General features: G+C 43.9%; 10 protein-coding genes. 7 read left to right on the forward strand and 3 right to left on the reverse strand.

The window, feature by feature from the left end; all coding sequences use genetic code 11:
- Nucleotides 1-239: 239 nt before the first annotated feature.
- Entirely contained in the window at nt 240-1,853 is a 1,614-nt protein-coding gene (locus AM228_RS24300; protein WP_054469520.1) for an NAD(P)H-quinone oxidoreductase subunit 4, read from the forward strand.
- A gap of 134 nt (nt 1,854-1,987) precedes the next feature.
- Here the strand turns inward: AM228_RS24300 and AM228_RS24305 are convergent, their stop codons facing one another.
- A complete protein-coding gene (locus AM228_RS24305; protein WP_054469531.1) occupies nt 1,988-3,148 on the reverse strand; it encodes an FtsW/RodA/SpoVE family cell cycle protein in 1,161 nt (386 codons plus the stop codon).
- Nucleotides 3,149-3,253: 105 nt separating this feature from the next.
- Here AM228_RS24305 and AM228_RS24310 point away from each other — a divergent pair, with 105 nt between their 5' ends.
- Nucleotides 3,254-4,312, forward strand: coding sequence for a tetratricopeptide repeat protein (locus AM228_RS24310; protein ID WP_054469521.1), 1,059 nt, complete (start codon nt 3,254-3,256; stop codon nt 4,310-4,312).
- Nucleotides 4,313-4,493: 181 nt separating this feature from the next.
- On the opposite strand, the gene AM228_RS24315 is transcribed toward AM228_RS24310, so the two are convergent.
- Both AM228_RS24315 and moeB read right to left on the reverse strand, forming a co-directional pair.
- Nucleotides 4,494-4,697 (reverse strand): hypothetical protein, encoded by a 204-nt coding sequence (locus tag AM228_RS24315; RefSeq protein ID WP_054469522.1) that lies wholly within the window; start codon nt 4,695-4,697, stop codon nt 4,494-4,496.
- 505 nt (nt 4,698-5,202) lie between these two features.
- The gene (gene moeB, locus AM228_RS24325; protein ID WP_054469524.1) at nt 5,203-6,375 is read right to left on the reverse strand and encodes a molybdopterin-synthase adenylyltransferase MoeB; all 1,173 of its coding nucleotides are present in this window, start codon (nt 6,373-6,375) and stop codon (nt 5,203-5,205) included.
- Nucleotides 6,376-6,887: 512 nt separating this feature from the next.
- On the opposite strand from moeB, the gene AM228_RS24330 reads away from it, so the two are divergent.
- From AM228_RS24330 to AM228_RS24350, 5 genes are all read left to right on the forward strand, one after another.
- Nucleotides 6,888-7,253: a ferredoxin thioredoxin reductase catalytic beta subunit gene (locus AM228_RS24330; protein ID WP_054469525.1), complete on the forward strand. Its 366-nt coding sequence runs from the start codon at nt 6,888-6,890 to the stop codon at nt 7,251-7,253.
- Between the two features lie 161 nt (nt 7,254-7,414).
- A complete protein-coding gene (locus tag AM228_RS24335) occupies nt 7,415-7,840 on the forward strand; it encodes a DUF309 domain-containing protein (RefSeq protein ID WP_054469526.1) in 426 nt (141 codons plus the stop codon).
- Nucleotides 7,841-8,194: 354 nt separating this feature from the next.
- The gene (locus AM228_RS24340) at nt 8,195-8,665 is read left to right on the forward strand and encodes an LptA/OstA family protein (RefSeq protein WP_054469527.1); all 471 of its coding nucleotides are present in this window, start codon (nt 8,195-8,197) and stop codon (nt 8,663-8,665) included.
- Nucleotides 8,666-8,772: 107 nt separating this feature from the next.
- Nucleotides 8,773-9,501, forward strand: a complete 729-nt coding sequence (lptB, locus tag AM228_RS24345) for an LPS export ABC transporter ATP-binding protein (RefSeq protein ID WP_054469528.1) — start codon at nt 8,773-8,775, stop codon at nt 9,499-9,501.
- 130 nt (nt 9,502-9,631) lie between these two features.
- Nucleotides 9,632-10,810 carry an LptF/LptG family permease gene (locus AM228_RS24350; protein ID WP_231636931.1) on the forward strand — a complete coding sequence of 393 codons (1,179 nt, stop codon included), beginning with the start codon at nt 9,632-9,634 and terminating at the stop codon, nt 10,808-10,810.
- The last annotated feature ends 193 nt before the right edge of the window (nt 10,811-11,003 follow it).

Here is an 11,003-nt window from a genome sequence, read left to right on the forward strand (position 1 = left end):
TGGCGGCCGATGGCGGCCCCACACCCCTCTAAAATCCCCTCTGGGGAAAAATAGTCTATTGACGGGCGCTGCTGCTGCCCGTTTTTTTATGCAATTTTGACAATTCTGGGCAAATTGACTAAGTATTTACGCTGACTTCTGGTTTGTATCTAAGATTATTATGCAACAAATCTTTACAAAACTTCGTTGATCTAAATATAATGGTCGCATCAGTCATAAGTATATATCCTCATCTGATTATGGTAGTCTTTCCCTGGATCAGCGCCATCATTCTATTGCCCATTGTGGCTTCCCTGGCCATTCCTGTGATTCCCGACAAAGAGGGCAAAACTCTCCGCTGGTATGCTCTCGGCGTTGGATTGGTCGATTTTTATTTCGCTATTTATGCCTTTTGGCAAAATTTCCACCTGAATGACCCCAGCTATCAATTGGTGGAAAGCTATGCCTGGATGCCGCAAATTGGCTTAAATTGGTCTGTGGCGGTGGATGGCATCTCTATGCCACTGATTTTGCTGACAGGTTTGGTGAATGTGTTGGCAATTTGGGCATCTTGGAACGTCACCAAGAAACCGAGATTATTTTATTTCCTGATGCTGGCACTCTACAGCGCCCAAATTGGGGTATTTGCTGCCCAAGATATCCTGATGTTCTTCATTATTTGGGAACTGGAACTGGTGCCGGTTTACTTGCTGATTTCTATTTGGGGTGGGCCAAAGCGCCAATATGCCGCGACCAAGTTTATCCTTTACACCGCATTAGCCTCAATCTTTATTTTGATCGGCGGTTTGGCAATGGCATTTTCTGGGGATACCGTCACCTTTGATATGAGCGCGATCGCCGCCAAGCATTTCCCCGTTACCTTTGAACTGCTGGTTTATGCCGGTTTCCTGATTGCCTTCGGGGTCAAACTGCCCATCTTCCCCTTGCATACTTGGTTGCCCGATGCTCATGGGGAAGCTTCCGCCCCAGTCTCGATGATCCTGGCGGGAGTTTTGTTAAAAATGGGCGGCTATGGACTGATTCGGATGAACATCGAAATGCTACCGAATGCTCATCTTTACTTCGCCCCCGCCCTGGCGATTTTAGGTGTGGTGAATATTGTCTACGGTGCCTTGAATGCTTTTGCTCAAGATAACCTCAAGCGTCGTCTGGCTTGTTCTTCCATTTCCCACATGGGCTTTGTGTTATTAGGAATTGCCGCCATGACGGAATTAGGTATCAGTGGGGCGGTCTTACAAATGTTGTCTCACGGTTTAATTGCCGCTGCCTTATTCTTCCTCTCTGGTGTCACCTACGAACGCACCCATACTTTAGCAATGGCAAAAATGAGTGGAATGGCCAAGTCCATGCCAAAAGTTTTCGCCCTCTTCACTGCCGCTTCAATGGCTTCTTTAGCCTTGCCGGGAATGAGTGGATTTGTGGGTGAATTAACGGTATTTTTAGGAATTGCCAGCAGCGATATTTATACCACCTCATTTAAATTAGTGGTGATTCTGTTAGCGGCTGTTGGTTTAATTTTGACGCCGATTTATTTACTTTCCATGCTGCGGGTCGTCTTCTATGGCAAAGATATGAGTAAAGATATCAATGCTTTAGAAATAGAGACTTGGATGGATGCCAAACCACGGGAAGTTTTGATTACGGTTTGTTTGTTGTTGCCCATCATTGGCATTGGTTTGTATCCCAAGCTGGTGACACAAACTTATGATGTGAAAACCACGCAAGTGGCTGAGGAAATTCGCCAAACTATGCCAGTGTTTGCGGGACAACAAGAACGGTTGTTTTCTGGTGGTTTTGTCACCCCCAAACTGTCTCAGTCTGATACGGTGATTCAAGTGGGACAAGATGCCTAGGAATTAGCGGGGGATGAGATATTTTGGCTGATATTTGGAAGTAATGAAAAAAGCCGAGGATCATCAGTGATCCTCGGCTTTTGGTATCGCCACTGGCTCTACTTGGGGCCTCCTTTTTTGCTGACCGGAAAAGGTTAAAGCACGCGATCGCCCATGGGGATGACTTGAGCGCTACTACTTTCACGGGCTACCCGAATTAACAACCCGGCAATCATTAAACTAGCAATCATGGAACTGCCACCATAACTAAAGAGAGGTAACGGTAATCCCGTGGTGGGCAGGGCGCCGGTAGCCACGCCAATATTCAGTAAAGATTGCCCCACCATCACAACCGTAGAGCCAATAGCAATTAACTGATAGACCAAAGTCGGGGCAGAAAGGGCGACCCATAATCCCAAGGTGGCATAACTAGCTAACATTAAAAACATCACCAGAGAACCCACAAATCCGAATTCTTCGGCAAAAACGGCGAAAATAAAATCGGTAAATTGAATCGGCAAATAGAGCAGTTTTTGTTGGGACATACCAAAGCCATTGCCCCAAATGCCACCCGAACCGACCGCCAGTAAACTTTGAATCAGTTGGTAGCCATCGCCAAACCAATCGTTCCAAGGATTGAGAAACGACATCACCCGCCGTCGTTGGTATTCTTTAAACGTAATACTTAAGAGGGCGAGGCAGATGCCACTCAGGGCAGTTCCGCCTAAATATTTGTAGGGTAAACCAGCGGCTAAGGCGATTAACCAGATGCTCATACCACAGAGGGCAGTGGTGCTCAGGTTGGGCTGGAGCAAAATTCCCAATAAAATAGCGGAGAAAATGCCCAGCCATCGCAGGCGATCTGGCCAAGATAAACGGTCCCAACGGCCAAAAACTAGGGCACTTTGCAGGACTAAAAATGGTTTAATCAGTTCTGAGGGCTGAATCGGCACTGGGCCAATGGAAAGCCAGCGGGTTGCGCCATTGACGGTCGTCCCCAAGCCGGGAACTAAGGTTAAGACGATCGCGCCGAGGAGCAAAAAAATTGCCCAATTGGAGACTCCCAGCAGATAACGCAGTGGAGAATAGACCACTAAATTAAAGCCGACCAAACCGACCATTACCCAGATCAGTTGTCTTTTTAAATAGTAAAATCCATCGCCAAACTCATCATTGGCTGTGGGATAGGAGGCAGAAAATAACACCGCCAAGCCGATGAATAGCCACAAAAAAGTTAACCAGCGTAATAATCGTGCTGATAATGCCCAGTCTGGTACGGAGGGATCGAAAATCGGAATAAGAAGACGGAGATCCAAAATAACTCTCTCCACCAAAATTCTCTCCAATTTTAATATACGATTGGCGGAATCAGCAGGATACAGACGCCTAGAAACTATCGTAAAATATGAGGTAAAACGCAAATGCTGAGGCAAATTTGGCAATGGCTGGTTAAGCAATTTCGCCGGTTTTTCGGCAGATCCCAGAAGTCGCCCATTGTTGAAGCGCCACCCCCACGGGAAGTTAAACCCCTCAGCGATCCAGAGTATGAACATTTTTTTATGCAGTTACTCGAAGGGGTCAATGGCGATTGGCAGGACGCCGAGGTGACGCGGTTTTTTCAAGTTTTGAGCGATCGCGCTACTAAACAGCAATGGTTGGACTGGTTGAGACGTTTTGCCCAGCGACTAGAGTCCGCCACCAATGCCAACCATGAACTTGGTCGGAGACTGCGGCGCTTGGGGGAATTGGGCAAAGGAGAAATTTATCAAGCAGCCCAACAACTAGGCGATCGCCTCCTAGAAATGGATCCGGTGGCGGGAACTGGGCTGCCGAAACCGCATGATGTGGAGGGTTGGTTTGCTTATGGCAAAGAAAAAATGGATCAAGAGAAAAACTCAGAAGCCCTGGCTGCTTATGACCAGGTAATTAAACTCGATCCTAACCATTATCGGGCTTGGATTAATCGGGGAAATATTCTGACTAATTTAGGGCAGTTGGAAAAGGCGATCGCCTCTTACGATCGAGCCCTAGAAATTAAACCAGATGCAGAACTAGCTTGGAGTAATCGGGGCGATGCTTTCTATGATTTAGAACGTTATGAAGAGGCGATCGCTTCTTGGGATAAAGCCCTAGAAATTGACCCCAATGATGGCGAAACTTGGTATAATAAAGCATTAGCTTTAGCGGTTAATCTAGGCCGGTTAGAAGAGTCTTTATTCTGCTGGGAAAAATCTTTAGCATTGAATCAGACAGATCCGCTTTCTTGGTGTAATTATGGCATCGCTTTAGCGGGATTAAATCGATGGGAGGAGGCGATCGGCTGTTGGGACAAAGCCACAGAATTAAACCCAGATTTACGAGAAGCTTGGATTAATAAAGGTAAAGCATTAGAAAAATTGGGCCGATACACCGAAGCCATTGAAGCCAATAATCGTGCGATCGCCATTGGCTCTGGTAATTTCGGTAATTTCTCCCCATAAATCCAGCGCCATTTTAACAACCATTAAACTTAGCAGCCATGAAAAATTTTAGAGGGTGGGGAGATAATCCCCACCCTCTTTATAATGATTTCAGTTTCTTTCAATCCAGTCATTTAACCCAATATTCTTGATTTGCTGAGAATTACAGCATAATGAGTACATCAGAGGCGATCGCGGTGAACTACTCGCGGAAACTTTCCAGGGAAGACAACAAATCATTCAGACCGGCAAATTTATCTAACCGTTCTGTATCGTCGTGTTCAAAACTGTGGGCATAACGACTGCAAAAACCATCCGCTAATGGAGCGCTAGTTTTTTTCATGCCAAGGCGATCGACTTTTGGGCTAGATTTACTGCGGGAAAATTGACTAAAGCCTCGTAACATAATAACTTTCTCCTACTTACTTTTGGCAATAATATTCTCTATACTTAAACAATAGAGTAATTCACTCCTATAATCATTGTAACTTGCTTTCGGCTACCCAGGCAATCAGGATATTTTTGAGATGGCTGAAGCGAACTTAAATAAAAAAATAGAAATTTTTTCCGCCACCCCTGGGACAAAAAATTGAGCGATCCACTGAAAAAATTTAACAATTTATTAATCTTGACTTCATTATCCCCCCAATCTCTGACCAAAGTCATCCGCAATATTACTGATTTTTATGGCCGATATATGGGAAATAAATTAAATATTATTGATAAAAATTCGTTTTTATACCATAAATTAGCTATTTTGTCAATCACTCATTGTGCCTAATAATTTTTGCTGCATCTTGCGGGTGAAACTCACCACAAAGACACAGAGGACACAAAGATAAATTTTCTTTGGTGTCCTCTGTGTCTGTTCTTTTTGGGGTTGTAGTAATTAACGGCTTAATTAAGCTTAATTAATATTGTGGGACAGAGGGGTCAACTTCTTGACTCCAAGCATTAATCCCACCTTTGACATTAATTCCATCAATTCCGGCTTGTTTCAGAATGCCCAAAGCCTTGGCCGATCGCCCACCCATCTTGCAGTGAGCAATCAACCGATGACCATTGGCTAATTCTTTAACCTTTTCCACCCCGGCGCCATTTTCAATCTCCGGTAATGGCACCAACACCGAACCGGGAATCTTGCCAATTTCATATTCATTGGGGTTGCGGACATCAATCAGCACAAAATCATCAGCACCACTATCAATAAGCTGCTTAAGCTCGACAACGGTCATTTCGGGAATATCCATTTTTTGTTGATCCTCCTGGGCTTTGGCTTGAGGAATGCCACAGAATTGTTCGTAGTCAATCAGTTTAGAAATCACGGGACGTTCTGGATTGGGTCGCAGTTTCAATTCCCGGAACTTCATTTCCAGTGCATTAAATAATAGTAGGCGACCACTGAGGGTATTTCCCTGGCGAAGAATAATTTTTACGGTTTCCGTCGCCTGAATTACGCCAATAATTCCCGGCAAAATCCCTAAAACACCGCCTTCCGCACAAGAAGGCACCATTCCCGGCGGTGGGGGTTCGGGATAGAGGTCTCGGTAGTTGGGGCCTTCTTGGTAATTAAACACCGTGGCTTGTCCTTCAAACCGGAAAATAGAACCGTAAACATTAGGTTTATTCAGTAAGACGCAAGCATCGTTAACCAGGTATCGGGTAGGGAAATTATCCGTGCCATCAACTACTATGTCATAGGGAGAAATCAATTCCAGAGCATTCTGAGAACTGATGCGGGTATTGTATAGATCGACTTGGCAAAATGGGTTAATTTCGTGAATCCGATGTTTGGCGGAAGAAATCTTTGGTTTGCCCACCCAGGAAGTGCCGTGAATGACTTGCCGTTGCAGGTTGGAATGATCGACCACATCAAAATCGACAATCCCCAATCGGCCAATGCCCGCTGCGGCTAAATATAGCAATAGGGGAGAACCGAGACCACCAGTGCCAATACACAAGACACTGGCGGCTTTGAGGCGTTTTTGTCCGGCAACGCCGACTTCCGGCAAAATCAGGTGACGGGAGTAACGTTCGTAGTCGTCTTTAGTTAACTGGATTTCATCCAGATTGGGATTAAGCATAGCTAAGGGAATGCAGGTACTCGCGAGAAATTATAGAGAACATTAATTCAGACCGAAGAACAGTTGTATTGGGCTTTCGGGATGCCAACAATTTTCTGTAGACCAGACTGCAATTAACCATTTTTCCACAGAGAGTGGATTTACCTAATCATAAACTACAAGATTATTCGGGATAAGTTTGTTGCCGGGGGTGACGAATTATTTGCATCTGTTCAGGTTTAAGCTTGAAGACCATCAGCGAATATTACTTCAAAGCGTCAGGATAAGCCATCCCGGCGGTCGGAGGTGCCAGAGTCCTCAGAGCGGGGTGACTAATCGCGAAATCCACCCTAAATCCTATAGGCGATCGCTATTTTTACCTACTCACCCTTAATTATTTGTCAAGCGGGATCTGTGACAAGTGTCCAAGGGATCGGCTGGACAAATCAGAGAATTGCGACATTAATATTCACAAATTATGGGATAAATTTGCGCTAAAATATAAACATCACAAGATTTTCAAGGCAGATGGCATGAACCCAACAGATAGTAAAAAGCTCTCCACCGAAAAAAACCTAGAGGCAATGAAAAAGTTTGCTGAACAGTATGCCCAACGCACCGGAACTTACTTTTGTGTTGATCTTTCCGTGACAGCGGTGGTAATTGAAGGACTGGCGAAACATAAGGATGAATTGGGTTCACCGCTTTGTCCTTGTCGTCATTACGAAGATAAAGCAGCGGAAGTAAAAGCGACTTTTTGGAACTGTCCTTGTGTGCCTATGCGCGAGCGCAAAGAATGCCACTGTATGCTTTTCCTGACCCCCGACAATGATTTTGCTGGGGCGACCCAAGAAATATCAATGGCAGAATTAGAAGCAGTCAGAAATAGTATTGCTTAATTGTTTTTATGAAAATACCGGCTTTTTTGCCGGTGTTTTTTTACTCTAAAATCTAGCTTTCTGTGATGAAAGTATTAAATCGTTGATAGCGCAAAAGAGATAATTTGCCAATCCCCATAAAGAAATCACCATAAGTCAATTAAGCGGCAGAGCAAAAATCAATGTCAAATTCAATACCCCCAGAGTTTTGGCAAGCAGTCGAACAATTTAATCAGCAGGATTTCTATGCTTGTCACGATACTTTAGAAAGTTTATGGATGGAAGCATCAGAACCAGACAAAAAATTTTATCAAGGAATTCTGCAAATTGCTGTTGCTTTATATCATTTGAGCAATCATAACTGGAAAGGGGCGGCAATTCTGTTAGGAGAAGGGATGAGCCGTTTAAGAAGTTATCAACCTACTTATTTTGAGATTAATGTAGCGGAAATACTCCAAATAAGTAGCCAAATCTTGCAGAAGCTTCAAGAAGTAGGCCCGGAAAATGTAGTCAAATTAACCGATCAATTGTTTGGCAATATGCCTGAGAATTCAATGCCGGATAACCCAGGGTTATCTTTGCCCAAAATTAGTCAAATCAACCGTTGACTAATTCAACTGCGATCGCCTAATTGAGTTTTAAAATGCCAGTTATTGGGGAGCCTCTCAGATTAGTCAATGTCTACGAATGCTTAATTGTTCTGAAATCCTCAGATCCTAAGAACCTCTAAGAACCTAAGAAGCTATTCGATGGCAAAACACCAGGGGAAATCACCGATTCAGGCAATAGGAAACTTATAGAAATCCCATCAAGTCAGTATGCCTAAAGCCAATCCCCACAACACCACGGGGAAATTATTCCGGAGGAAGTGTTGCTAGGATTGGCTAAACTATCAATAGCGGCCTAGTGTCACCCCTGGCCGTGGTTAAATTAATTGTTAACCGTGTGAACCATTACCAGCCATGATGCATTCTGTGAGAAAATCTTCATTTTTAGTTCAGTGTGGATTGGGATTAATTCTGCCGATCGCCCTAGCTGGGGCGATCGCCACTCCCACTTATACTCAAATCGCCAACGCGAACCAAGCGGCGAACGCACAATCTTTAAGTGTTCGTTCAGACATTCAAGAGGCGGATGCGAAAACCGGAATAGTCACCGCTCGTGGTAACGTGCAAATTAACTATCCCGCCCGACAAATGCAAGGGACTGCTGCTCAAGCTCAGTATTTTAGTCGCGAACGTCGGATTGTTTTGACGGGAAATGCCTATATTCTGCAACAAGGGAATAGTTTACGAGCCGAAACCATTACTTATTTAATTGATGAGGGGAGATTTATTGCGGTTCCAGAAAAAAACCAGCAAGTAGAATCTATTTATTTGATTCCTGACCCAAACGCATCGAATCAATCATCGGCGCCGAATATTCCTCGCTAGTAAAAAATGATTAAAATGATTAATCTGAGGTCAAATGTCGGTAAAATTACCCTCGTGATTTTTACGGAATCGTTGACCAATTCAGCCATTCAGGAAAAATCATCAACGTGAACATCCATCTGGAAAACATCTATAAAATCTATGGTAAGCGGGTAGTCGTCAAGCGCGTGAACCTAACCTTAGATCAAGGAGAGATTGTCGGATTACTCGGCCCAAATGGATCGGGAAAAACGACCACTTTTTACATTGCAACTGGGTTAGAAAAACCAAATCAAGGCCATGTTTGGCTGAATGAGTTAGAAATTACCCAATTATCCATCGATCAAAGAGCCAATTTAGGGATTGCTTATCTCGCTCAAGAGGCGAGTATTTTTCGCCACCTGACTACACGACAAAATATTCTTTTAGTCCTAGAGCAAAGCAAGATTCCTAAACATGAATGGAGCGATCGCCTACATCAACTGCTCCGTGAATTCCGCCTAGAAAAAGTATCATCAACTTTAGGAATTCAACTCTCAGGAGGTGAACGACGGCGAGCCGAATTGGCGAGAGCTTTAGGGATGGGGGTCACCGGGCCAAAATTTCTTTTGTTAGATGAACCCTTTGCGGGAGTCGATCCAATTGCCGTATCAGAAATTCAGCTTATGATTGCTAAATTGCGTCAGAAAAATATCGGCATCTTAATCACGGATCACAATGTCCGTGAGACTTTGGCGATTACTGACCGGGCTTACATTATGAGAGATGGAGAAATCATCGCTTCGGGAACCCCTGAAGAACTTTATAATAATCCTTTGGTTCGACAATATTATTTAGGAGAGCAATTTAAACTTTAATCTTAGACTTTAATAAATGTATAATATATAGGTATAGGTATAGGTATAGGTGTGTAACATCTAGATTTCTGGGTTTAGATTAAACCTTTAATCGGTTCATGCCAATCATATGCTGCTGAATAAAAAAAATATGACATCTTTTAGTCGTGTGAATACGTCTATAAATCTGCTCGGGTTTCCTTTAAAGCTGACGATGATGGATCGATATATCATCCGAGAACTTATCGGTCCATTTCTGTTTGGAATTGGCGCGTTTTGTTCCGTAGGAGTATCCGTTGACACTTTATTTGAACTGATTCGCCAGGTGACAGAGAAAGGTCTGGCATGGGAAATCGCCATCGAAGTTTTTTTGTTGAAACTTCCAGAATTTTTAGTGTTAGCCTTTCCCATGTCAATGTTGCTGGCAACTTTAATGGCTTACAGTCGATTGTCGGCGGATAGCGAGTTAGTAGCCTTACGCAGTTGTGGGGTAAGTGTTTATCGGTTAGTCTTCCCGGCTATGATGGTGAGTTTATTGGTGACTGCCATGACCTTTGCCTTTAACGAGGCGATCGTTCCCGTAGCCAACTACCAAGCTTCAACTACCTTAGAAAGAGCCTTGAAACGAGAAAAACTACCGTTTCAAGACCGTAATATTATCCACACAGAATTTGAAAGAGTTACCCAAGCCGACGGCCAAAGAGTCAACGTGATGAAACGCTTGTTCTATGCCGAACAGTTTGATGGGAAAGATATGAAAAAATTAACGATTTTGGACAGATCCGAGCAAGGTCTGACGCAAATCGTTTCCGCTGAATTAGCCCAATGGAATTTTTCCCAAAATAGCTGGGATTTTTTCAATGGCACCATTTATTTAATTGCCCCCGATGGTTCCTATCGCAATATTATTCGCTTCGATCGCCAACAACTCCAACTCCCTCGCACTCCTTTAGATTTAGCCCAAAGAGGTCGAGATTATGGAGAAATGAATATTGCTCAAGCAAAAGAACGCTTGGCAATTCTGCGTCAGGGTGCAGATGAGGATGAAATTCGCAAAATGGAGGTACGGATTCAACAAAAATATGCCTTACCTTTTGTTTGTGTCGTTTTTGCTTTGGTCGGTTCAACTCTCGGTATCCGCCCCAGACGGGTCAGCAAAGCCACCAGCTTTGGCATTAGTATCTTGATTGTGTTTGGATATTATTTATTAGCATTTTTAACCAATGCTTTGGGACAAATTCAAATTTTATCTCCGGTTTTGGCCGCTTGGTTGCCCAGTGGAATTGGTTTGACCATTGGCGGAGTTTTGTTAGTCCGGGCTTCTCGTTAACTTCTCCCCAGTCACAGGTTAAATCTGGGTCAACGGAGATATAGCAGTTCTCGGATTTATAAAATACAGAGATGTGAGTGGATTCCCGCCCCCCGCGCGGGGGCAGGCTTCGCGGGAATGACAAGTTTAACGATATACCTCATAGATTAAAGAACTGCTATATTTAGCTTTGATTTAGGGCGTGTCATCAATT

The sequence above is a fragment of the Planktothricoides sp. SR001 genome (assembly GCF_001276715.1).
GTDB classification, from domain to species: domain Bacteria; phylum Cyanobacteriota; class Cyanobacteriia; order Cyanobacteriales; family Laspinemataceae; genus Planktothricoides; species Planktothricoides raciborskii.